The sequence below is a fragment of the Mesorhizobium sp. DxT genome (assembly GCF_058448885.1).
In genome coordinates this window covers 178,925-201,142 of sequence record NZ_JBZFLJ010000010.1, presented here as the reverse complement: position 1 = coordinate 201,142, position 22,218 = coordinate 178,925, and the positions used below count along the sequence as shown (strand labels likewise).

27 protein-coding genes and 1 tRNA gene are annotated in these 22,218 nt (G+C 61.8%); 23 read left to right on the top strand and 5 right to left on the bottom strand.

Translation table 11 applies throughout. From position 1 onward, the window contains the following. Positions 1 to 45 precede the first annotated feature (45 nt). The 9 genes from ACVJNE_RS18995 to ACVJNE_RS18955 all read left to right on the top strand — a co-directional run bounded on the left by ACVJNE_RS18995 (position 46) and on the right by ACVJNE_RS18955 (position 4,654). Positions 46 to 405 carry a hypothetical protein gene (locus ACVJNE_RS18995; protein ID WP_499568108.1) on the top strand — a complete coding sequence of 120 codons (360 nt, stop codon included), beginning with the start codon at positions 46 to 48 and terminating at the stop codon, positions 403 to 405. Continuing rightward, positions 405 to 878 (top strand): hypothetical protein, encoded by a 474-nt coding sequence (locus ACVJNE_RS18990; protein WP_499568106.1) that lies wholly within the window; start codon positions 405 to 407, stop codon positions 876 to 878. The genes ACVJNE_RS18995 and ACVJNE_RS18990 overlap by 1 nt, the downstream gene beginning before the upstream one ends. After that, a complete protein-coding gene (locus ACVJNE_RS18985; protein WP_499568104.1) occupies positions 878 to 1,675 on the top strand; it encodes a phosphoadenosine phosphosulfate reductase domain-containing protein in 798 nt (265 codons plus the stop codon). The genes ACVJNE_RS18990 and ACVJNE_RS18985 overlap by 1 nt, the downstream gene beginning before the upstream one ends. Then, positions 1,668 to 1,937, top strand: coding sequence for a terminase small subunit (locus tag ACVJNE_RS18980; protein ID WP_499568103.1), 270 nt, complete (start codon positions 1,668 to 1,670; stop codon positions 1,935 to 1,937). Before ACVJNE_RS18985 ends, ACVJNE_RS18980 begins: the two co-directional genes overlap by 8 nt. Continuing rightward, complete coding sequence (locus tag ACVJNE_RS18975; protein ID WP_499568101.1) at positions 1,934 to 2,374, top strand: DUF5681 domain-containing protein; 441 nt, start codon at positions 1,934 to 1,936, stop codon at positions 2,372 to 2,374. Before ACVJNE_RS18980 ends, ACVJNE_RS18975 begins: the two co-directional genes overlap by 4 nt. Then, on the top strand, positions 2,371 to 2,628 hold the full coding sequence (locus tag ACVJNE_RS18970; protein WP_499568099.1) for a hypothetical protein: 258 nt from the start codon (positions 2,371 to 2,373) through the stop codon (positions 2,626 to 2,628). The genes ACVJNE_RS18975 and ACVJNE_RS18970 overlap by 4 nt, the downstream gene beginning before the upstream one ends. A gap of 466 nt (positions 2,629 to 3,094) precedes the next feature. After that, positions 3,095 to 3,508 (top strand): addiction module toxin RelE, encoded by a 414-nt coding sequence (locus ACVJNE_RS18965; protein WP_499568097.1) that lies wholly within the window; start codon positions 3,095 to 3,097, stop codon positions 3,506 to 3,508. Between the two features lie 12 nt (positions 3,509 to 3,520). Continuing rightward, entirely contained in the window at positions 3,521 to 3,814 is a 294-nt protein-coding gene (locus ACVJNE_RS18960; RefSeq protein WP_499568096.1) for a helix-turn-helix domain-containing protein, read from the top strand. A 504-nt stretch (positions 3,815 to 4,318) separates the two neighbouring features. Further along, positions 4,319 to 4,654, top strand: a complete 336-nt coding sequence (locus ACVJNE_RS18955) for a thermonuclease family protein (RefSeq protein WP_499568094.1) — start codon at positions 4,319 to 4,321, stop codon at positions 4,652 to 4,654. A 55-nt stretch (positions 4,655 to 4,709) separates the two neighbouring features. Here the strand turns inward: ACVJNE_RS18955 and ACVJNE_RS18950 are convergent, their stop codons facing one another. Continuing rightward, positions 4,710 to 5,231, bottom strand: coding sequence for a hypothetical protein (locus ACVJNE_RS18950; protein ID WP_499568092.1), 522 nt, complete (start codon positions 5,229 to 5,231; stop codon positions 4,710 to 4,712). Between the two features lie 794 nt (positions 5,232 to 6,025). Between ACVJNE_RS18950 and ACVJNE_RS18945 the strand changes: the two genes are divergently transcribed. Next, on the top strand, positions 6,026 to 6,259 hold the full coding sequence (locus ACVJNE_RS18945; protein ID WP_499568090.1) for a hypothetical protein: 234 nt from the start codon (positions 6,026 to 6,028) through the stop codon (positions 6,257 to 6,259). Positions 6,260 to 6,274: 15 nt separating this feature from the next. Here the strand turns inward: ACVJNE_RS18945 and ACVJNE_RS18940 are convergent, their stop codons facing one another. Then, positions 6,275 to 6,901, bottom strand: coding sequence for a thermonuclease family protein (locus ACVJNE_RS18940; RefSeq protein WP_499568145.1), 627 nt, complete (start codon positions 6,899 to 6,901; stop codon positions 6,275 to 6,277). Positions 6,902 to 7,167: 266 nt separating this feature from the next. After that, a complete protein-coding gene (locus tag ACVJNE_RS18935; protein WP_499568088.1) occupies positions 7,168 to 7,632 on the bottom strand; it encodes a hypothetical protein in 465 nt (154 codons plus the stop codon). A 169-nt stretch (positions 7,633 to 7,801) separates the two neighbouring features. On the opposite strand from ACVJNE_RS18935, the gene ACVJNE_RS18930 reads away from it, so the two are divergent. The 5 genes from ACVJNE_RS18930 to ACVJNE_RS18910 all read left to right on the top strand — a co-directional run bounded on the left by ACVJNE_RS18930 (position 7,802) and on the right by ACVJNE_RS18910 (position 11,172). After that, positions 7,802 to 8,692: a hypothetical protein gene (locus ACVJNE_RS18930; protein WP_499568086.1), complete on the top strand. Its 891-nt coding sequence runs from the start codon at positions 7,802 to 7,804 to the stop codon at positions 8,690 to 8,692. A gap of 357 nt (positions 8,693 to 9,049) precedes the next feature. Next, positions 9,050 to 9,703 (top strand): hypothetical protein, encoded by a 654-nt coding sequence (locus ACVJNE_RS18925; protein ID WP_499568084.1) that lies wholly within the window; start codon positions 9,050 to 9,052, stop codon positions 9,701 to 9,703. Positions 9,704 to 9,776: 73 nt separating this feature from the next. Beyond that, the gene (locus tag ACVJNE_RS18920) at positions 9,777 to 10,052 is read left to right on the top strand and encodes a hypothetical protein (RefSeq protein ID WP_499568082.1); all 276 of its coding nucleotides are present in this window, start codon (positions 9,777 to 9,779) and stop codon (positions 10,050 to 10,052) included. Between the two features lie 242 nt (positions 10,053 to 10,294). Beyond that, positions 10,295 to 10,483 (top strand): hypothetical protein, encoded by a 189-nt coding sequence (locus ACVJNE_RS18915; protein ID WP_499568080.1) that lies wholly within the window; start codon positions 10,295 to 10,297, stop codon positions 10,481 to 10,483. A gap of 38 nt (positions 10,484 to 10,521) precedes the next feature. Next, a complete protein-coding gene (locus ACVJNE_RS18910; RefSeq protein ID WP_499568143.1) occupies positions 10,522 to 11,172 on the top strand; it encodes an SH3 domain-containing protein in 651 nt (216 codons plus the stop codon). A gap of 105 nt (positions 11,173 to 11,277) precedes the next feature. Here ACVJNE_RS18910 and ACVJNE_RS18905 read toward each other — a convergent pair. Next, positions 11,278 to 11,367: transfer RNA gene (locus tag ACVJNE_RS18905), tRNA-Ser, on the bottom strand. A 222-nt stretch (positions 11,368 to 11,589) separates the two neighbouring features. Between ACVJNE_RS18905 and ACVJNE_RS18900 the strand changes: the two genes are divergently transcribed. From ACVJNE_RS18900 to ACVJNE_RS18875, 6 genes are all read left to right on the top strand, one after another. Beyond that, positions 11,590 to 13,035 (top strand): hypothetical protein, encoded by a 1,446-nt coding sequence (locus ACVJNE_RS18900; protein WP_499568078.1) that lies wholly within the window; start codon positions 11,590 to 11,592, stop codon positions 13,033 to 13,035. 160 nt (positions 13,036 to 13,195) lie between these two features. Next, entirely contained in the window at positions 13,196 to 14,500 is a 1,305-nt protein-coding gene (locus tag ACVJNE_RS18895; RefSeq protein WP_499568076.1) for an ABC transporter substrate-binding protein, read from the top strand. A gap of 70 nt (positions 14,501 to 14,570) precedes the next feature. Then, on the top strand, positions 14,571 to 15,452 hold the full coding sequence (locus tag ACVJNE_RS18890; RefSeq protein ID WP_173194723.1) for a branched-chain amino acid ABC transporter permease: 882 nt from the start codon (positions 14,571 to 14,573) through the stop codon (positions 15,450 to 15,452). Continuing rightward, complete coding sequence (locus ACVJNE_RS18885; protein WP_499568074.1) at positions 15,449 to 16,405, top strand: branched-chain amino acid ABC transporter permease; 957 nt, start codon at positions 15,449 to 15,451, stop codon at positions 16,403 to 16,405. Before ACVJNE_RS18890 ends, ACVJNE_RS18885 begins: the two co-directional genes overlap by 4 nt. Continuing rightward, on the top strand, positions 16,402 to 17,139 hold the full coding sequence (locus tag ACVJNE_RS18880; RefSeq protein WP_499568072.1) for an ABC transporter ATP-binding protein: 738 nt from the start codon (positions 16,402 to 16,404) through the stop codon (positions 17,137 to 17,139). Before ACVJNE_RS18885 ends, ACVJNE_RS18880 begins: the two co-directional genes overlap by 4 nt. Next, positions 17,132 to 17,839, top strand: coding sequence for an ABC transporter ATP-binding protein (locus ACVJNE_RS18875; protein ID WP_499568070.1), 708 nt, complete (start codon positions 17,132 to 17,134; stop codon positions 17,837 to 17,839). Before ACVJNE_RS18880 ends, ACVJNE_RS18875 begins: the two co-directional genes overlap by 8 nt. A 4-nt stretch (positions 17,840 to 17,843) precedes the next feature. Here ACVJNE_RS18875 and pncA read toward each other — a convergent pair whose 3' ends face one another. Beyond that, positions 17,844 to 18,443 carry a bifunctional nicotinamidase/pyrazinamidase gene (pncA, locus tag ACVJNE_RS18870; protein ID WP_499568068.1) on the bottom strand — a complete coding sequence of 200 codons (600 nt, stop codon included), beginning with the start codon at positions 18,441 to 18,443 and terminating at the stop codon, positions 17,844 to 17,846. Positions 18,444 to 18,567: 124 nt separating this feature from the next. On the opposite strand from pncA, the gene ACVJNE_RS18865 reads away from it, so the two are divergent. Both ACVJNE_RS18865 and ACVJNE_RS18860 read left to right on the top strand, forming a co-directional pair. Further along, positions 18,568 to 19,431, top strand: a complete 864-nt coding sequence (locus ACVJNE_RS18865) for an FAD binding domain-containing protein (protein ID WP_499568066.1) — start codon at positions 18,568 to 18,570, stop codon at positions 19,429 to 19,431. Continuing rightward, the gene (locus tag ACVJNE_RS18860) at positions 19,428 to 22,163 is read left to right on the top strand and encodes a molybdopterin-dependent oxidoreductase (RefSeq protein ID WP_499568064.1); all 2,736 of its coding nucleotides are present in this window, start codon (positions 19,428 to 19,430) and stop codon (positions 22,161 to 22,163) included. Before ACVJNE_RS18865 ends, ACVJNE_RS18860 begins: the two co-directional genes overlap by 4 nt. Positions 22,164 to 22,218 lie beyond the last annotated feature (55 nt).

The following is a 22,218-nucleotide window of genomic DNA, read 5'->3' as shown; positions in this document are numbered from 1 at the left end:
AAGCCGTCCGTTCAGGTGCTTTACAGAGAATATAGGCGGAAACCGATGAAAGCGGAAGCAAACACCCCCGGCAGCTCTATTCCGACCATTCTCGACGTAATGGAAGCTGTCAGCGAGCGTCTGACGGGCGCCGTTCTTGATCCGACGAACCCGGAAGAACTGGACGCCGTCACAGGTGCGATTGCGCAGGTCTACGGTGGTGGCGCAAGCACGGAAGGCGAACTATCAAACCTCATCATCTATGCGCGCGGGTGCCACGAGATGGTAGCCGTTTACCGTGCACAGGGGAATGACGACAACGCCGACCTCTATCACGCCATCGGGCAGGACATGCTCACAAAGGCTCTGTTTGCGGTCGAGAACCTGACCGTTCAGAGCCTCGATATTCTCGGAGGGCGTCAGTGATGGGCGCCTACGTACCCCAGCGCACCCACGACGACTGCATGATTGCAGCCTTCGCGACCGCGACCGATCGCACCTATGAGGAAATCGCAGAAGCGTTTGGCGTGCCCTGCAATGACGATGGGTATCCCTCATTGCCTCCGGTGGGCGGCGTCAATCTCCTTGCGGTCCCGGTGCCGCTTCTGTCGCTTGGCTTCAATGCCGTCCTATGCCTGTCCGCAGAGGCCACCGGCAACCCCTCGCTACGCCTGCCTACATCCGATGTTCTCAAGACACTGCTGCCGTCCCGAACAGCCGTGGTGACTGTCCCCGATGCTCATCTGAGAGTGCTGGGTATTCAGCACGCGATGGCATGGAAAGGCGATACGGTCCTTGATTGCCGGGAGCCGGAAGGCAAAGGCCCCGAACTGGACCGGCTCACCCTCTCTGCCGTGGTGCTGCTTACTCAGACGAACGATAGAGGGTCGCTGAACTGATGACCGTGGCCATCTCCCCCCAACTCACTGCAAAGAAGCAGAAGGCCGAGGCCGCAATCGCCGACATCTTCGCCAGACCGCAGCCCGTCTACCTGTCCATGAGCGGGGGCAAGGATTCGCTCGTCATCCTGAAGCTCTGCGAGCCATATCAAGGGCGTTTCAAGCTGGTGTGGTCGAACACGGGCTACACCTTCCCCCATGTGGAGGCGTTAATTCGCAAGCATGGCGAGCGGTTCGGATTGGTTGAACTCAATTCGGATCTGATGTTGGCGTGGAAAGCGAGCGGGCTTCCCAGCGAGGTCATAACGGTGCCGGACTTCTTCTCCGGCGAGAAGGGTATGCGGCTCCAGCCGTGGCCGATGTGCTGTACTGCATCGAAGGCATTCCCGGTGAAGGTGTTTTGTCAGAACCATGCTGGGCCGATGACGCTGCTGCATGGGCAACGGAAGGCCGATGATTGGCGGTTCAGCGGCAAGAGTGAACAGACTCCGGCGCATGTCACGGTGCTCTCACCAATCGAAGACTGGACGGACGAGGAAGTGTTTACATTTGCCGACGCAGAAGGCGTTGAGCTGCCATCGCACTATTCGGAAGTGCCTGACTCTCTCGATTGCTGGATATGCCCCGCGCATTGGAGCGGCGAACACGCGGAGGCATATGGCCGCTACGTCTCCAGGGAATATCCCGAGTTTGCGCGCGCCGTTTTGCCGACAGCCCGGAAGATCCATTCGCACATCAACGATGCCGCCATGAGAATGCAACAGGCTCTTGAGGTAACGGGAGGGATTGATGCTTAGCCAGGACCAGCTTGCATTCGTCAGCGAGTATTTTGTTGACGTGAACGCTATCGCCGCAGCCAAGCGGATCGGCCGGGAGGGCGCAACGGCGTCGTCTTTCGCTGCCGAGTGCATGGAAAACCCAACCGTCAAAAGCGTCATCAGCGCCGTGTGGCAGCACATCATGGATGATGTCGCGGTCAATGGCCGCGCTCTGCATCATCCCCTGCCAGAGCAGGGCGGGGAACAGGCTTTCATCATTATCGAGACGGGCTCAGCATGACGGACAAGCAATCCGAACCGCCGAAGGAAACGCGCTTTCAGCCGGGGCAGTCAGGCAACCCGCGTGGCAGGCGTGCCGGCTCGCGCTCCAAGGCTCTCGTAGCTCTGGACGCGCTCGGAGAGGGCGAAGTCAAGGACATCATCAAGGCCATGATGGACAAGGCCAAGGAAGGTGACGCACAGGCCGCGCGGATCATCCTCGATAGGGTATGGCCGCCCCGGAAGGGAACGCGCTTCGAGTTCGATCTGCCCGAAGTATCGAAGGCGGAAGACATCCCCGGCGCAATTGGCGAGGTTACTGCGCAGGTTGCGGAGGGCATCATCTCGCCTGACGAGGGAGCTGTCATCGTTGGCCTGCTGGACGCACGGCGCAAGGCTATCGAGACCGAACAGCTCGCGAACAGGATTGCAGCACTTGAGGCGAGGGCCGCGCTGTGAACTTTGCAACCCGTCTTTCGAAGCTGGAGCGGAACCGTGGACGGAACGCCGATGCGTTCGGCCATCTCAGCGACGATGAGCTGACTGCGCGGATTGATGAGCTGGATAGGTCATTGATGGCCGCTGCCGGCCTCTCGCAGCCTCAGCTTATCCGCCTACAGCGTGAAACCACCTGCAAGCCCGCACTGCTGGAGCCGGACGCATTGGCGGCGCTCGTGGCTAGTATCAAACAGGAGCCTATGGCCCATGCGTAACGTTCTAGAAGCGCGACTGCGCAAGTTGGAGGAAATGACACGCGGCTCACAGGGCACAGTATCGCGTGTGGTCCGCATTGTGGCTCCTGCTGGCTGGGACGGGGATGCCAATGCACTGCTGAGGCAGAGCGGCCATGCAGCATCGCCAGAGGGGCGCGACATCGTCATCACCCGGCTTATCGTGACGCCAGAGAGCAGGCCGTCAAGCCAGATCGAGCCAAGTATTCTAAGCGTGAGCGGATACAGATGAGAGCTATTCGATAGATCGCGGGTTTCGCTATCCCCCGCATCGCATGGCGCGCCGCTGCCGAAAGCGGGCTCAGAAACAGATGGTTACCAAAAATTAACTGGACGTTAACCGCTGAGCGCCTATATCGCGCTTGACACCTGTCCGCCATTGGCGTACTTCCCGATCGAAAACGGGGGCAGCCAAGGGTAATTCTCTTACGGAAAAAGGAGAAGGGGCGTGGTGCTCAACGTGATTAGATTGGGGCGCGGAGATGCGGCGTATCCGATTACAATAGCAGAGCTTAAGAGTGCGCAGCGGGACCTGCAGAAGCTCTTGAGCGAGAATGAAGTGGATGAGCTTTTCGACTTTCTAGCCGTCAATCCAGAAAGTGGAAGCGTGATTCCGGAAACGGGCGGCATCCGGAAATTGCGGTGGATGGGTCAAGGTAAGGGAAAGAGCAAGGGTATTCGGGTTTGCTATTTCTATCATGACCTGAACATGCCGCTGTTCGTCTTAGCAGTCTACGGCAAAGGCGAGCAGCTTCGATTGAGCAAACGGGAGGAGCGCGAAATGTCTATGTTTGTGAGCCAGCTCAAGGCCCAGTATCGGGCGAAGTGGGAGGAGACTCTTCGTAACAGTCTACTCGCTTGAGAGGAATGCATTATGTCCGGAGCTAAGATACTTGATGGGCTCAGAGAGGCGATTGAGTATGCAGGCGGCGACGTTTCCAGAGCACGTGTACGGGTGGTCAGGGTTCCCGACAATGTCGATGTGCGGGCTATCCGTGGCAGCTTGAATATGAGCCAAAGGGAGTTTGCCGCTGCCTTTGGATTCCCTCTCGCAACGGTCCAAAACTGGGAGCAGGGTCGCCGCAAGCCCGAAGGTTCGGCGCGCATGCTTCTTCGGATCATTGAAGAGGCACCGCAAACAGCCGAGCGGGTTCTTCAAACCGGTTGAAAATTACGGGCGATGATCTGTCACGATCTGCCAACGCCATGTTAGATGCAGCAGCCCCGTTGGTTTCGTGCCGGCGGGGCTTCTACAATGCTGGAAGAGCTGACTGGCGGTCGTTTAACTGAGCGCTCTAGCCTGTCCACCGACACCGCTAGGGGTGCCAGCCCGCACTGAGCCTCTCGACAATTTGCTTCTACTCTGTTTGTTTCAATCGGGGATCAGAAGGGAGGGGACTATGCTGGTTTCAGAGTTCGAGGATGCGGTCTGGGCGAGGGATGGCATTCGGATCGTTGTTCGTGCGCCTCACAACGCCGTAGTGGAACCATTCAATTGGCAGAATGCAGCGGACCAAAACTTGAGCATTACTGAGTACCGACGTGTTCGCATCGAAAGCCGAATCGGACCGTTCGGTGCACTGATTATTGCCGGCAACGGATTGATACCGCACGGGCGCACAAAAATTCGAAACGTCAGAGATTCCTATAAGTAAACCGCCAGTAGTCGTGGTTGGATTCTGCGCCGCTCGTTGGCTCCGGTGTAATCGGATGGGAGATTGCGTCAGGAGAACGCCAGACAGAGGCTGTGTCGCTCGCGGCGGCCGGCAATTCCATCGCCATGCCGATCTGCGGCAGCATTAAGCGCGTCAACTGCGCGGTCGATGGCGATACGATTTGGGAGAAGGGCGAGAAAATCCGTCTCGAAGGCTTCAGCGCGCCCGAGATAAACGGCTCGTGCGACCGCGAAAGACGGATGGCGATACAGGCGCGGGACGAGCTCCGACGCGCCCCGAATGGTCGATCGAACGCGCACGAATGGCGGGGCTTCCAGGAAAGCTGGTGTTAGCCGTCAGCCCCTGCCCCCTTAGCAAGAAATGGCGCTTTGGACCCTCGCCGATAATTTAATTGGTTTCCGGAATGATGATCGGGATGGTCATCGCCCTCGTCTTAATTGTGCGGCGCATCGTTGATATCGAGAGGACCAGCGAAGTACTGATCCTTTCGTTGGAGCCCGAGCTGGAAAAAACAACATTCGTTGAGACGGCTTTGCCTGGTGCTAGTTCGATCGATAAAGGCACTTCCTCTACCCAATCGTATTCATAACCTGCGGGCGGCTCCCATTCTTTGCGGTCGGTTGGGATAGATCGGCCATTGATTCCGAGCTTGTATCCGGGCGACTTCACCGACGTGAGACGAATGGTGGCATCAGTGTGGTTGTCGACGTTCAGAGCCACCGTGAAGCCTCTAGGGCCTCTACCTGAGTATGTCGCCCAAGCTTTTGGCTTCACGGGCGGCGCGCCGCGTCGGAAGGCGAGGATCGAGATGCCCGTAGCTATAGCGGAAAGCACCAGCGGGAGCCAAACGGTCGCGTGGTACAGAAAATATGCAATCCAGCTTAAAGCCGTCTCAAGCCACTTCTCCAAGCCCTTAGCCCTACGCCTCTCGCCCTCTTACGACGTCTTGCCGTATCCTCGAATAAATGACCAAGCGATGAGCGCAAGCCCGATCAGGAGCGGTACCCACGCTATCAGCATTAGGGCTGTGGTATTGTGGAAGCAGCCGTTCAGCCCAACAAGGTCCATGTAGAAACAATGGCGGTTAGGCGTTTCGTTCTCAAAACTGAAGGTTCGAGTGTAGAAGCCGTTCGTCGTGAGCAGAACCCCAACCGCTAGGATGACCCATTTGCTCATCCCTCGACCCTCCCTTGGAAGCAAGCCGATCTAAGCGGGAATTCTCGCGTGTGACAAGTTGCTGAGACGAGGCACATGTCTTGACCCGCCAAGGCATTTGTTCCTATTTCGTTCCAATGCCGGAGCAGCATCGATCGAAACGGGGAGTGCAGCCTTATATGCTGAGCGAAGCCGCTGAAAACGGCTCGCTAGTAAAGGCGCGCTGTGGTGGATGCTCCCCGGTGCGCTGGTATCATCCCAAAGACCTCCTCACGCTATATGGGAACATCCCTGCACGGAATCTTGAGCGGCAGATGCGGTGCGGGCGCTGCAAGGCGTTGCTTACTGTCGATGTGACAACTCCCACCGCCGAGGAGCGTCAGAACCTGCGACTGCGCCGGTTAGACGGCGTGTGGTGGGTTCGGCGGGTGCGGTGGCGAGAAGAATAGCACTTGCGCTCAGCGATTGCCCCTACCGGAATTCAGGGACTGCGCCTTCAGCCGCTCTAACGTAGGCTAGACCTATCCAGTTTGATGGCAGACGGAAGAATGTCCATGACCACCGACCGGCCAAAGCCTGAGGTTGATTTCGAGACGGCCTATCTAGCGGCGGTCCTCGCAAACGCTCTTGGTTCGCTCAAGCAGAAGGACGTTGATGCCCTGATAGGCGTAGCGAACGCATTCCTGGCGAACGACCCCGAGGGGCGCGCTACGCTGCTGTCGAATGTGAAGCGGATTTATGACGGTGTGTCGGCAGCCGGTGACGGAAGGCGGCTGCAATAGCCATTGAGAGCGCGGTCAACCTTCTCGCCATTTCTTGAATGCTTTCGCCTCCAACTCTGCCGATTTACGAGCCAGGCGCGCGTAACGAGCTGAGCTGCTAGCCTCCAATTCAGCTCGCTGGGCTGCAATTGCCGCCCGCTGCGCTGCGCTTTCCCTATTGCGCCGCCACGCAGGTATATTTCTGATGAGGGTCCGTATTCCCCACCCGCCGCAGACGACGGCAAGTACGGTCACGGTCAAACTTGGAAACGCTGAATCCTCGCGACCATAGCTACTACCGCCGCCGCTACCTCGGCTGCTTCTGTCAGAGCGTCCGCTGCTAGATGGTCCTGCCCGCTCGCCGCCTTGACTGGCACTCGCCCCCTCGCACCACGACGATTTATATCCCGGCTGCCATCTTACCGCGTATCCCTCGCGCATCAGCACCTCGCCGGCAGTGACGCCGCTCTTGAGCCTCACCACGATGAGTGCGCGGCCGTAGCGGTCTTTGCGCCCGCTATCCTCTACCCGCGTTCCGGGCTGGTCCAGAAGCTCCTGAAGGCGCATTCGAGCCTGCTCTCCTATCAGCCTCTCGCTGGTGCAGTTGGCGTTTCGGATTTCCGGCGCGTCATAGCCGCTCTTGTTGGGCGCTCCTGGTCCCATATCGCGCATGCGCTCAGTCCCGCAGCGGATCGTATCCCCGTCAACGGCGGTGAGGCTGGAGCAGGCCAATATTGTTGCGGCTACGAGTGCTATGGGCATGGGTCAGTGACAGTGTACCCGGCCGCCGTTGCTGTTATCAGCATGGCAGCATTGTCCTGCTGGCGAACTCTTGCGGCAACCCCCGCCGTGGGCAGCAACCGCGCAAGTCAGCGCCAGTAGGACGGCTAGGGCCGCCGATAGTGTGACCTTCATATTCCCCTCCTGACCTACGTGCACGTGGTCAGCGATCCACCTTTTATCGCTTCCTGCCATTTCGGTCCTAAGGTCTCGCGAGCTGAAATAGCCTGGGCGGCGTACGGCTCACCCTCGCGGAACATTTTCACCGCAAACGACTGGTCATGGCTGCCGGAATAGATGACCGGACCGGGTGTGTACGTGGTCTGTGCGCTCATCCATCCGCCGCCGTAGTGGCCGGTAGTATGATAGGTGCCAGGCATCTGGCTTGCCCTCACGTTGTTGGCCGATGCAGCGTCTACGATGACGTAGCGGTCATACCCCGCCTTGATGGTTTCGATTGCCGCTTGCCGTTGGGCAACCTTGGCAGCTCCGATGCTTCCGCACACCGGGGCTGCGCTCGCCTGAATGATTACCGTGTCCTGCGACGTTCGAATTGCATTCGTGCCAGCACAACCGGCAAGAACGACAAGAGCCGCCAAGCTTGGATACTTCATGTCTGCCCTCCCAACCCGGTTAGATCATGTACCGAGTGGGTGGCCGTGTCGAGCGCTCAAAGCTGGTTGCGAGTTAGAGGCAATTGTTGGGAGCGGCGGCTTGAAACGAGCAGCAAGACCTGCATTACTCCAGTCAGCGGCGCATGCATATCAGAAGGAATAGATTGTATTGTCGACGCGCTTCTATCTTTTTCCCGATGATGATGGCGACCCGGTCCGAATGTCCAATCGGCTAGCGGATGACCTTGTGTTGGGGCGAGACATCCTTAAGCAGTTTGCAGGAACACGACAGCGTGTACTGATTGCATTCCTGACCTTCCAAGATGGCAAACCGCAGAGTTTATTGAGAGCCGATGGCTCCATATGGGTATTTGACCACGAAGGCGGTATTCGCGAAGGGCTGCGTGAAGCATTGGCTTTGGTCATGGACCTTATGCCCACTCCCCAGCAAAATGGAACGGTCGTTGAACTGCGCCCGCGCGTGAAAAGGCAACGGTTGGAGAAGGAGTTTCGTTGGGAACCCCGCCCGTCCGACATCGAGCGGGTTATCGCGGACATCTGGCCCAAAAAGAGGTCGGACCGCCTAAAAGCACTGAGTTCCAATATAAAGCGAAAACCGCCGCTGACATATGAAGCGCGGCGGGCCCTCAATGCGGTCTCGGAGGACTTCTGGAAAGTTCCCTTCGAGATTGAAAGGCTGAAGGAGCCAAGCCTGAAATCCTTTCTGGCTGAAGCCCGGCAGCGAGCAGACGATGATCCAGACTTCAACCATCTCTATCGTGCTATCGCTGACATGGCAGAGTGGCAATTGGAGGTTGAGAAGCGGCGGCGCACAGGAAAGGGCGTATGGTATGCAGTCGTAGAGATAATGATGTGGCGTGACGGTGCAGGCGAAGCAATTGGTCGATACTATGAACGCTGCTCAAATCGCGATGACGCCGTTGTGGCGGGCCGCCGCCTGCTAGCGGAGCATGCGGATAAATTCAGCCACATGGCCACGGTCGAAACCGAGTTGTTAACTGAGCTGGAATGGGAGCGCCGAGCTTACTCGGATTTGTAGGAGGCGCTTCGAGTTGGTTTAGCCAACCGAACTCCGGCACCACCACCATTTTCCTCAATTATCTCTACGCCCGCAGCTTCTAGCGCAGACACGAGAGCGGCGATGGTTCTTGGTTGCGCTGCTAGCCGTCCCGGCTGACCCTCCAGCCGTTTGATGGACGGCAAAGAGACGCTTGACGCCGCCGCCAAATCCCTTTGCTCCCAGCGCAGTAACGCTCTGGCAGCTCGTATTTGTTCGCTAGATATCTCGGTTGGCATTTAGGACCTCAGGAACCATACAATACCCGAGGTATTGACTAATGCGCAACCTTCCTATTTAATACCTCAGGTATCGTCACTGCCCTTAGGAGGTTGCATTATGTCCCACGCAGTTCCATGCGCCATTCAGTCGGCCGAGGTCGCCCATAGCGCGACCACCATCCGCAAATTAATCGAAGCTTATGAGCGAGCAGTTGAAGCCACAAATATCGCTTTCGATGCTCAGCAGACGGCTGAAGCTGCATTTGCGGCGCGGCTGAAGGCAAATCTGATCCTGTTCCCGATTGGTGGAGGCATTCACCACGAGGTTAGTGGCCGCGACAGTGACGAAGCTTACGACGGAATCCGAACGCGGATCGCGGATGTAGCGCAACGCATGAAAAATGCGATGAGGCCGATGTCGAACGACTTCGGTTCGATTGATGAATGGGAAGCTGACAAACTGTTTGAGGGGAGGAAGGCCGTTGAAGAATGGGAAAACCTGCGAGCCGATCTAACGCAATTTGAAGCTGAAAGCTCCGCATGCTTGGAGGCCGAAGACGATGCGCTCTATGCTCTACTGGCTCATGCGCCAGTGTCTGAGGCTGAGGCTCGGATAAAGGCAGCATTTCTCGGACCGTTGAATAACGGGGGCGTCATGGAGGGAAGGGCCTGGGTAGTTGACGCCGTGCTGCAAAGCCTGCTCCCTGTATCCGAGGAATTGCCAGAAGAATGGCGCTGCTGGTCCGGCAGGGGCATCAGGCGCGCCGCTTGAACCATGTTGACACTTCGCCTCCTGCGCAGTTGCTTGGCCACTTCGGCCCCGACACCTGCGCAGGAGACGAAGCTTGTCGGCAAACGCGAGAGCAGCAGTCATTCAACTACGGGCGCTGCTACTCGCCGATGCGGCCATAGATATAGACCACGCGCGCCGCCTAGTAGAAGCAGCCGCCAGCCGGCTACCCGATCCGGCCTCAGCACAGGAACTTGTCGAAACGTTCCTGTGCATGCTCCAGACTAAACCTGCTGACTACGGCAACATGCACGATGTCAAAGACCCGACAGGGGAGGCCCTGGCGCTGTTGAGCGCTATCGAGGCGGGAATGAACGGGCGTAGGCAGTAGCCGCCGGGCGTTAACCTTGCCTATGCGTAGGCGTGGACAGAATCAGCCGGCGATTGCTTCCAACGCCATGGAAGTCGACAGTCGCTGTGCAGCCGCAAGGCTGTGGCGGGCCGGCGTTCTCAGGCAATTGGCTCGCTCGCGAGCTGCGCCGGCTCGTCCTGCATCGCAACCCATAGCCGCTTGCTTATCCACCTCCATCAGCTTCGGCGCATCATGCCCTCCACATCTATTGGAGGTGAATCATGGTGCCGTTCGACTTTTCAGTTTACGCCGCGCTCGCTCTGACCTTGCTATTCGCTGCTGCCGCTATCTGGCTTGCGTCGGTCGGGCCGGATGCGCAGGCATCGCGAAAGCAGGTCGCTGAGCGCTTGGCTCAAATTGCCGTCCTTGGTGCGGTGGCGCTGTTTGCGCTGCTGAGAGGAGATAGGTGAGCCGAACCATCTCGACGCCAGTGGCAAAACGCCGTCTAATGGTCCGGGGAGGGGGAGCAGTGGCAAAGGGCGGGTCGCGGCTTGGCTGGCTGGTAGCGGCAGCCATTGCTTTTGGATGGTGGAACTCAGGTACCGAGGAATCACGCGCTCCGGTGACGCCTCAGCGCGCAACTGAGAAACATGCGCCCTCGCTTCCACGGCCAAACCCAGCTCCGTCATCGATCCGCGTTACGCCTCAGCAGAAAGTGCCGGATGCGATTGCGCGACCTTCACCGCCTTCTCTGCCTCAATCAGCCGAGCAGGTTCTTTACACGACCACGCGAGTGCGCCTGAGGGCTGAGCCAACCACCAGCGCCCCCATCATTGTCGTTCTAGAAGCCGGGCAGCCCGTCAGGTCGGTTGGAACACAAAGCCCCTGGCATAAGGTCAATGCTGCTGGCCGAAGCGGCTGGGTTCATGGAGACTATCTGAGGCGGACGCGACCAGTTCCCCCGAAGCAGCAGGTTCGCGCCCCCATCGCGCCGCTTATGCGTACAGCTCCAGCCCGCAGCGGCGGCGGCGCTCCAATTCGTGATGCCTATGTCGGTCGGTGTGATTGCCCGTATGACCTGATGCGGAATGGCCGGCGCTGCGGCGGCAACAGCGCCTATAGCCGTCCCGGTGGCCGGAGTCCGGTTTGCTATCGATAGACCAAATTCAAGCGGCATCAAACCAGTGAAATGGGGAAAATAGTGGGGATCGACGCTAGATCATCGCAAAGAACGAATGATTTTCAACATCATAGCGCAAATCGATGGCGGAGAGGGAGGGATTCGAACCCCCGATGGGCTTGCACCCATGCCGCATTTCGAGTGCGGTGCATTCAACCACTCTGCCACCTCTCCGCGGGGCGCGTGGGCCGTTGCCGGCGCGGGCGCACACATAGCGATTGTCGCGGCGTGCGACAAGAGCAAACTGGACGAAGTTTTCCTAAGCCTCACGTGAATGCAGGCGCACGGTCCCAAAGCGCTCCGAGTTACGCTCGGCAGGGTGCACGATTGCAAGCCCAGCCCCGGCTCGCTTAGTGTCCGCTGGCATCGGACATATATGAGGGGATAGCGACGACGATGGCGATTGAGCTGCTTGGGCGGTTGTCCCGGCGCTGCCCTGCCGCGGCTGGTTATACGCTCGCCGTGCTCGGGCTTACGCCCGGCGAGGCGATGGCGCATGCGGCGGACCGCGGTCACGTGCTTTTGTTGCCGACAGGGCATTACCTTGTCGGCGGGGCCGCGGCCGTCATCCTGACCTTCATCCTGCTGGCGTTCGCACCGCTGCCCGCGCTCGACCGGCTGGCGCGGCAAAGGCTGCCGCTTGGAAGCGTGCCGGCTTGGCCAAGACTTGTGGGGAGCATAGCCTGCCTGCTGCTTGTCTGCGCGCTGGTGGCCGCAGGCTTCCTCGGCAGCCGCGACCCACTTTCCAACCCGCTGCCGCTGATAGTGTGGACCGTCTTCTGGGTCGGGCTCACGCTGGTGCAGGGCGTAACCGGAAATTTCTGGTGGTGGATCGACCCCTGGTATGCGCCCTGGCGCGCTCTGGCGGCTGTCACCCGGCGAGAACACGGTTTGGTCGCGCTGCCGGCGTGGCTGGGCTACTGGCCCGCGGTCGTTCTGTTCTTCGCCTTTGCGTGGTTCGAGCTCATCTATCCGGCGCCGGACGACCCGGAACGGCTGGCGGTGGCACTTATAGGCTATTTTCTGACGAACCTCGCCGCGATGTTGGTTTTCGGCCACGAGCAATGGTCGCGGCGGGGCGAGTGCCTGTCGGTTTTCATGCGCATGATCGCACAGCTGGGTGTGGTGGAGACCGGCCCGACCGCCGACGCCCGCCGCAGCGTTGCGCTTTGCCTGCCGGGAGCGAAGCTGGTGAACGCGGAACCGTTGCCACCAAGCGGCACGCTCTTTCTGTTGTTGGCGCTGGGTTCGGTCTCGTTCGACGGGTTGATGCGCACCTTCTTCTGGCTCGGGCTGTTCGGCATCAATCCGCTCGAGTTTCCCGGCCGCAGCGCGGTGATAGGACTCGGTACGTTCGGGCTGGTCGCGGCCTTTGCCGTACTCGCATTGGGATTCTTCTCAGCGGTCGGACTCGGCGAGTGGCTCGCCGGCGCGGCAGGCACCTTGCTACGGGCTGCCGGCGTGCTGGTCTGGTCGATCATTCCGATCTCCATGGCCTACCATTTCTCCCACTACCTCGCCGCGCTGGTGGTGAACGGGCAATATGCGCTGGCCGCACTGTCCGATCCGCTGATGAATGGCGCGGATCTGTTCGGGACGGCCGGGCTGCATGTGCAGGCGGGCGTGCTGATGGGGGCGGAGCGGGCCTGGATGCTCTGGAACCTGCAGGCGGGCGCAATCATCGGCGGCCATGTGCTGGCGGTGCTTGTCGCGCACACGATCGCGTTTCGCCTTCACGGAAGTACCAGGGCCGCGGCACGCAGTCAGGCGCCGCTGGCCGTATTGATGGTGGCCTACACTGTTTTCGGCCTATGGTTGTTGTCGTCCCCCACGGGGGCGTGAGCCTTGTTCGAGGCTCGCATCCTTCCGCAACGGAATTGTCCGGTTGCCAGTCCCGGGGATTGGTGATTTAGTTTGTACACATGCAATTTTCAGCATCGGAAACTGCAGCAGATAATGGCGGAACGCTGCACCAGCAGGCTTATCGTCAAGGGGAACCCAGATGAACGATCGAACCAAGCCTTCCAGCCTTCTAACGACCGGCATTTCCAGGCGTGGCGCGTTGAAAGGGCTCGGTGCTGCCGCCGCGCTCGGCACGGCGCCGGGCTTCGTGCGCTATGCGCAGTCGCAATCGTCGGAGCCGATCAGGATCGGCTTCCAGGCGCATCGCACCGGCATCGGCGCGGCTTACGGGCGCTGGTACGAGCGGACGACCGCTGCCGCCATCAAGCGCATCAACGATGCGGGCGGCATCAACGGGCGCCCGGTGGAGATCATCACCGAGGATGACGGCACGGATGCGGCGCGCGGCGCCGAGGTGGTGGAGAAATTCGCCAACCAGCACAAGACTGACATCGTCTACGGTACGCTGTTCAGCCATGTGGTGGTGGGTTCCGCGCCGGCGGCCGGCGAACTCAAGATGCCGTATTACGTAGTCAGCGAGGGCTACCACGTCGCTTCCGGCAAGATGAACCGCTACGTGCTCCAGCCCGGCATCACCGATGTGCGCGCGCAATGCCGCTCCGTGGCGCCCTGGATCACGTCGAATGTCGGCAAGAAGATCACCATGATCTATCCGGACTATGCGTTCGGCCACGACCATCGCGACTTCTTCGGGCCGGCCGCCGCCGAGCAGGGCGGCGAGGTGATCGCGCAGATCCCGATCCCGCCGACCGAGTCCTCGTTCACGCGCTACCTGCCGCAGATCCCGTCGGACACCGATGTGATCTATCATGTGATGGTGGGGCCGGCCGTGCTGACCTTCGTGAAGGAACTCGGCGAGTTCTACGGCGGCAGCGGGCCGAAGCTGTTCGGCTTCATCGACAGCCTCGAGGCCGTCGACATCAACAGCCCGGGCCTTGAATTCCTGGAGGGCAGCCATTTCTGGGAAGGCATGCCGCGCTATCTGCAGGACGGTGCATCGGAGCATGAAAAGGCCTATCGCGAAGCTGTCGGCCTCGACGAGAACGGCGCGTCGGTGAACGATGCCAAGGACGTGTCCACGGCGGCCCACATGTTCGGCTGCTGGGAGACGCTCTACATCATCAAGGCAGCGATGGAAGCTGCCGGCTATCGCGGTCCCGAGGACCGTGCCAAGCTGGTCGAGGCGACCGAGGCGATGACGGAGTTTCCGGAAGGAGCAGAGCATCCTCAGGGCGCGAAGGTCTTCGACGGCAAGGTCCATCAGGTTTTCGGCAGCCAGAACATCTCCGTCGTGGAGAACGGGCGGCTGAACGTCGTGCACCGCACCTCCATCGAGGACGGTCGCTACGAGCCGGAAGCCGACTACACCACGCAGCCGCTCTGACGGCCTGATCCTTCGGGCGCGACCCCTGCCTTCGTCAAGGCAGGGGAGCCGAACTATCGAAAAGACCTGAATGGCCTTCGGACCCTATTTCCTGCTCGCCTCGCTTGAGGGTCTCGTCACGGCGGCGGTGCTGGCGCTGACGGCACTTGGCCTGTCGCTGGTGTTCGGGGTTATGCGCGTCGTCAACGTCGCGCATGGCGAGTTCTTCATGCTCGGCGCGGTGCTGGCCTGGGCGGTTTCGACCGCCTTTGCCGGCCATCCTTCGGTGGGATTCGTCGCCGCGCTGTTCGTGGCGCCACTGGTCGTGGGTGGCGCGGCGCTCCTGTCCGAGCGGCTGGTGCTGCGCAGGCTGGGTTACGATCCCGAGGCGACCATCGTCGCGACGATCGGCATGCTCTACATCATCCAGCAGCTCGCGCTGACCTTCTACGGCGCGGATGCGCGGCCGGTGCAGGCACCCTTCAACGTCCGTATCCAGCTCCCGTGGTTCGGCTATTCTGGTTACAAGCTTTTCGTGATCGTCGCGGCGATCGTGCTGATACTCGCGGCCTGGTTCGTGCTGACGCGAACGAAGATCGGCCTGGTTATGCGCGCCACCCAATACGACCGGGAGACGGCGCAGGCGTTTGGCATCCCGGTCGACCGTGTCTATGCAGGCGTCTTCGCGCTCGGTGCGATGCTTGCAGCGGTTGCCGCCGTGCTGATCGTGCCGATCCAGCAGGCGCACTACCTGATGGGGCGCGATCCGTTATTGCTCTCCTTCATCGTCGTCATCATCGGCGGGCTCGGCTCGCTGCGCGGCACCGTCATCGCAGCGCTGCTGATCGGGCTTTCGGACGGCATCATTTCCGTCTTCTTCTCGCCGACGCTCGCCAAGATGCTGGCGACAGGCCTCGTTGCCATGGTGCTCGTCTTCCGGCCCCAGGGCCTGTTCGGAGTGCCGGCACGATGATCATCACGACGCGCGACTGGGCGCTGCACCTCGGCGTGATCGCGCTGCTGCTCGCAGCCAACTTCCTGCTGCCGGAGTATCATCGCGGCGTGTTTTCGCGCGTGCTGGTGCTGGCGGTTTTCGCGATGGGCTACAATCTGCTCTTCGGCTACACGGGCCTTCTCAGCCTGGGCCATGCGATGTTCTTCGCCGCCGGACTCTATGGGGCGGGGCTGCCGCTTTATCATCTTGGCTGGAGCGTGCCCGTCTCCTTCGGCACCGGTCTGCTGGCTGGCATTGCCGTCGCCGCCGTCGTCGGCGTGCTCGCGCTGCGGACCACCGGCGTCGCCTTCATGATCGTGACCATGATGTTTGCGCAAGTGTTCTATCTGGGCACGCTCTACTTCACCACATGGACACGGGGCGAGGAGGGGCTGGTGCTGTCACAGGCAATGCGCAGTGTGGAATTCGGCGAGTGGAGCCTCAATCTCTCCGACCCGTCGACACGCTACATGCTGGCGCTGGCGCTTTTCGCAGTCGTGCTGCTTGCCATGATGCGGCTCGTGCGCTCGCCGTTCGGGCGCACGCTGGTGGCGATCCGCGAGAACGAGGAACGCATGCGCATGCTTGGTTACGACGTGTTCCGCGCCAAGCTGACGGCGGTGGTTGTGTCCGGGCTTTTCTGCGCGGCAGCAGGCGCGGCTTACGGTCTGCTGTTCGGCTATGTCGGTTCCGGCTTCGCCTCGATCCAGTATTCGATCTTGCCGTTGCTATGGGTGCTGCTTGGGGGGGCGGCGACTACGCTGGGGCCGCTGCTCGGCACGCTCTTCATGTTCTATATCATCGACTACAGCTCGGGGGTCACTTCCGCCTATCTGCTCGTCGTCGGCGTGACGCTGATCCTGCTGATCCTGTTCTTCCCCAAGGGCCTACTCGGCTCGGTCCGCGAGCGCTGGCTTAGGTGGCTGCCGTGACGGCGCTTGTCGAAACACGCGCTCTGACGCGCCATTTCGGGGGGCTCAAGGCCGTCGAGGGCGTCGACTTCAGGCTGGACAAGGGCGAGATCCGGGCGATCATCGGGCCGAACGGCGCCGGCAAGACCACCTTCGTGAGCCTGATCTGCGGGCGTATCGCGCCAAGCTCCGGCGCGATCGTGTTCGAGGGACGCGACATCACCGCGCTGCCGGCGCACAGGCGCGTGCGCGCCGGTATCGCCTATACGTTCCAGATCACCAGCATCTTTCCGCGGCTGACGGTCTTCGACAATGTCGCGCTGTCGGTGCAGCGTCGGCTGCTTTCGACTGGGCGACCGAAGCCATCTGAGCTGAAGGCGGGCGTCGGCGAAGCGCTGGAGCGCGTTGGCCTCACCGAGCGGGCCGGTACGCTTGCCGGCAACCTCGCCTACGGCCACCAGCGGCTCGTCGAAATCGCGATGGGGCTGGCGCTGGAACCGAAGCTGCTGATCCTGGACGAGCCGACGCAGGGACTATCGGACGGCGAGGTCGAGGGCTTCATTGCGCTGGTTCGCGAGATCGCCAGCGACGCCACCGTGCTGCTGATCGAGCACAACATGCAGGTGGTTATGGATCTTGCGCGCAGGATAACGGTGATGAATTTCGGCCAGGTGCTTGCTGAAGGATCGCCGGACGAGATTCGCGCCAACAAGGCCGTCCAGGACGCCTATCTGGGGACCGGCAGCGATGGCTGACGTGCTCACGCTTTCCGCGGTCGATGCCTATTACGGCGAGGTGCAGGTGTTGCGCGGCTTCGACCTGGCGCTGACCAAGGGCGAGGTTTTGTGCCTGCTCGGGCGCAACGGCGCCGGCAAGACCACCGCACTCAAGGCGATCATGGGGCTGGTCGCGGTGCGCGGCGGGACGATCATGAAGGACGGGACCGACCTGTCGAAGCTCGCCCCCCACGAGGTGCCCAAGGCAGGTGTCGCCTATGTACCGCAGGGCAGGCGGCTCTTCTCCGAGCTGACGGTTGCCGAAAATCTGGAGATCGGCCTGATGGCCCGGGGCAAGGGCCACGTGACGCGCGAAGCCGTGCTTGAGCTGTTTCCGGTTCTGCGCGAACGCCTGTCGCAGCGCTCGGGGACGCTTTCGGGTGGCGAACAGCAGATGCTGGCGATGGCGCGGGCGCTGTGCATCGAGCCCGACGTGCTTTTGCTCGACGAGCCGACGGAAGGACTCATGCCGTCGATGATCGCGCGCATCCGTGAGACGGTGGCCGGGCTGCGCCAACGGGGGGTATCCACCATCCTTGTCGAGCAGCGTGTCGACGCGGTGCTGTCGCTCGCCGACCGCGTGGCCTTCATCGAGAACGGTCAGAACCGAGAGACCGTCGACGTGGAAAAAGTGCGCGCCGATCCCGCCTATGTGCATCGCTATGTGGGCGTCAGTTGATCGCTCAGGCGAGCGTCACGCCGGCCTTGGCCATCTCGTCCTTCATCGCCGCCAGTGAACCGCCGAGATCGATCGCCCGGCAGGCTTCGAGCAGCACGGTTGCCTTGAAACCCGAGCGGACGGCGTCGAGGGCGGAATAGGCGACGCAGAAATCGGTGGCGAGGCCGACGAGGGTCAGGTCGGAAATGCCGCGCTCGCGCAGGTAACCAGCGAGGCCCGTCGGCGTCCTCCGGTCGTTCTCGAAGAAGGCCGAATAGGAATCGATCGCAGGGCGAAACCCCTTGCGAATGACCAGCTCGGCCTTGGTCCACTCGAGGTCCGCGTGGAATGCCGCCCCATCCGTGCCCTGCACGCAGTGGTCCGGCCACAATGTCTGCGTGCCGTAAGGCATTTCTGTCGTTTCGAACGGGCTTTTGCCGGGATGGAAGGATGCGAAACTCGAGTGGCCGGCGGGATGCCAGTCCTGGGTGAGCACCACGTGATCGAACTCGCCGATCAGCTGGTTGACCATCGGCACGATCTCGTCGCCGCCCGCCACCGCCAGCGCACCGCCGGGACAAAAATCGTTCTGGACGTCGATGACGATTAGCGCCTTCTCACTCATGGCCTCTCTCCGTTTGCCTGCCGGCACAAGCTGGCGGCGAAATCACGGAATGGCAAGGGTGGCCTCTCGATATCGTTTGCATACGAACTAATTTCGGCGCATTCTACCACCGGGAGCAGGAACGATGCGATACGCGAAACCGAAGTCGATTGACGAGGCACTCGCGCTACTGGCCGATGGAAGCTGGACGCTTCTGGCCGGGGGTACGGACTTTTATCCGGCGCAGGGCAATCGCCCCGTCCGCGACGACGTGCTCGATCTCAACGGGCTGCAGCAACTGCGGCATATCTCGCAGACCGACAGCCATTACATCTTTGGCGCGCGCGCGACCTGGACGGACATCATCCGTGCCGACCTGCCGCCCGCCTTCGACGCGCTGAAGCTCGCGGCGCGGGAAGTCGGCTCCATCCAGATCCAGAACAGTGGCACGATTGCCGGCAATCTCTGCAATGCCTCGCCGGCCGCGGACGGTGTGCCGCCGCTTCTGGCGCTATCGTCCGAGGTGGTGTTGCGCTCGGCTGGTGGCGAGCGCGTGGTCGGGCTGTCCGACTTCATCCTCGGCAACCGGCGGACGGCGCGTGCACCGGGCGAATTGCTGACGGCCGTGCGGGTGTCCAAAGAGGCCGCCATTGGCAATTCGTATTTCGTCAAGCTTGGCGCGCGGCGCTATCTCGTCATCTCGATCGCCATGGCGGCGGCGCGGGTCGTCGTCGACGAAGCGGGCAAGCTGTCGGATGTCGCGCTGTCGGTCGGCGCCTGTTCCGCCGTGGCAACGCGACTTCAGGCGCTCGAAGAACGGCTGCGCCAAGCTGGTGCTCCGGGCGATGTCGCCCGCGTGGTCGAGGCTCACGATTTTGCGGAGCTGACGCCGATAGACGATGTGCGCGGCAGTGCCGAATATCGCCGACAAGCAGCGCGCGAGATCGTCCTGCGCGCGCTAGGCGGTGCGCTCGCCGCCAGCGGCAGGACCGAGGATGTCGCGGCATGAGCATGGACCGTCTTTCCGTCAGCTTCACGGTCAATGACGAAGCGCGGCAGGTTGAGGTGCCGCCGCTTGCGCGGCTGTCGTCGGTGCTGCGCGAAGAACTTCATCTGACCGGCACCAAGGTGGGGTGCGACGCCGGCGATTGCGGCGCCTGCACCGTGCTGGTGGATGGTGCACCGGTCTGCGCCTGCCTGGTGCCTGCGGCAGGTATGGAAGGCGCTAGCGTGCGCACGGTGGAGGGGCTCGCTAACGGACGGCTTTCCGCCTTGCAGGATTCGTTCCTGCGCCATGGTGCGGCGCAATGCGGGATCTGCACGCCGGGTCTGCTGGTCACCGCCACGGCGCTGCTTGAAGCGAACCCGAGGCCCAGCGAAGCTGAAGTGCAGGACGCGCTGGGCGGGGTGCTGTGCCGCTGCACAGGCTATCGCAAGATCGTCAAGGCGGTGATGGATGTGGGCACTGCCGGGGCACCGCCACCGGTCGCGCTCGCCGGCGTTGGGGCAGCGATCCCCCGGCTCGACGGCGAGCCCAAGGTGCGCGGCGACGATCTTTTCGGGGCCGATGAGCGGCCCGAAGGCGCTCTCTCGGTCGCGGTGGTGCGCTCGCCTCACTGGCATGCGCGCTTCACCTTCGGCGACCTCGACGCATTCGTGAAAGCGCATCCCGGCATTGTTGGTGTCTTCACCGCAGCCGACATTCCCGGCCGTAACCGCTTCGGCGTCATCCCGCCCTTTGCCGACCAGCCGGCGCTCGCAGACGGCACCGCCCTGTTCCGTGGCGAGGCGGTTGCCGCGATTGCCGGGGAACGGGACGCCATCGCGTCCCTGGACTTGTCTGCGTTTCCGATTGCCTGGCAGGAACTGCCGCATGCGCTGACGGTTGCCGAGGCCCGGAACGGGTTCGGGGCGCTGCATGAGGACCGCAAGGGCAATGTGCTGCTCGAAGGCACTGTGGAACGCGGCAACGCGGATGCGGCGCTCGCATCCGCCGCAGTCATCGCCGCCGGTTCACTCGAGACCTCCTATGTCGAACACGCCTATATAGAGCCGGAAGCCGGCTATGCATTCATGGATGGCGATGTGCTGGTCATCAAGGCATGCACGCAGTCGCCGATCATGGATCGCGACGACACCGCCGCGATCCTCGGCCTGTCAGCCGAAAAGGTGCGTATCATTCCGACCGCGACCGGCGGCGGCTTCGGCTCGAAGCTCGACCTTTCGGTGCAGCCACTGATCGGCCTCGTGGCGCTGAAGTCCGGTCGCCCGGCGGCGCTGACCTATACGCGGCAGGAGTCGATGGCATCGACGACCAAGCGGCACCCGGCCGTGATGTCGGCAACCATCGGTGCGGACGCAGACGGCCGCGTGGTCGGCATGGTGTTCGAGGGCGACTTCAACACCGGCGCCTACGCAAGCTGGGGGCCGACCGTTGCCACCCGCGTGCCGGTGCACGCCTCGGGGCCTTATTATACGCCAAGCTACCGCGCGCTCGGACGCGCAATCCACACGAACGGTCCGATCTCCGGTGCGTTCCGAGGCTTCGGCGTGCCGCAGGCCGCCTTGATGCAGGAAACGCTCTACGACGAACTTGCCTCGCAGCTCGGCATCGACCGGCTCGAGTTCCGGTCGCGGAATGCGCTGCGCGACGGCCAGCCGACGGTCTGCGGCCACGTGATGGAAAGCGGCATCGGTATCGCCGCCTGTCTGGACGCGCTGAAACCGCATTGGGCGCGGGCAGTGGACGACGCCGCGGCCTTCAACACCGGCAACGAACATCGCCAGCGCGGCGTTGGCGTGGCGTCATGCTGGTACGGCTGCGGCAATACCGGCATCGCCAACCCGTCTACGATCAAGATGGGGATTGCCGCCGATGGCCGCGTGGTCATGCATCAGGGCGCGGTGGATATCGGCCAGGGCTCCAACACCGTCATCCCGCAGATCGCGGCCGAGGCGCTTGGCCTGCCGCTCGACGCGTTCGACTTCATCTATGGCGACACCGCGCTGACGCCCGATGCGGGCAAGACCTCGGGTTCGCGGCAGACCTATATTTCCGGCCGCGCCGCCGAACTTTCGGGCAAGGCGCTACGCGAGAAGGTCTTGCGCTATGCCAATGTGTCCGATGCCGCCAAGCTGTCGTTGAAGGATGGCATGCTGACGGTTCGCGAAGGCGAGGCGAGCCGCACCATCGCGCTTGGCGATCTGCCCACGGATGCCGACGGCTTCGTCTTTGCCGCCTGCGAGAGCTACGACCCGCCGACGGTGCCGCTCGACGCCAAGGGTCAGGGCAAGCCTTACGCCGTCTATGGCTGGGGTGCGCAGATGGCGGAACTGGAAGTCGACATGCGCCTCGGCACGGTGAAGCTCATCAAGATTACTGCCGCGCACGATGTCGGTCGGGCGATCAACCCGCTGCTCGCCGAAGGACAGGTTGAGGGCGGCATCGCGCAGGGCATCGGCCTCGCTTTGATGGAAGAATATGTTCCGGGCCGCACCGAGAACCTGCACGATTACCTGATCCCGACCATAGGTGATGTGCCGCCGATCGAGACGATCCTGGTGGAGGTGCCCGATACCCAAGGTCCCTACGGGGCGAAGGGGCTTGGCGAGCATGTGCTGATACCCACCGCACCGGCAATCCTCAACGCGATCCGCGATGCTTCGGGGGCGAAGGTCACGAAAGTGCCGGCTACGCCCGATCGGGTTCTGGCGGCGATTGACGAGGCGAGGGCGAAGTAGTGACGGTCGTTTCCGGCAGGCCGCCGTGGCTCTTACCCCCACCCCTTACCCCTCC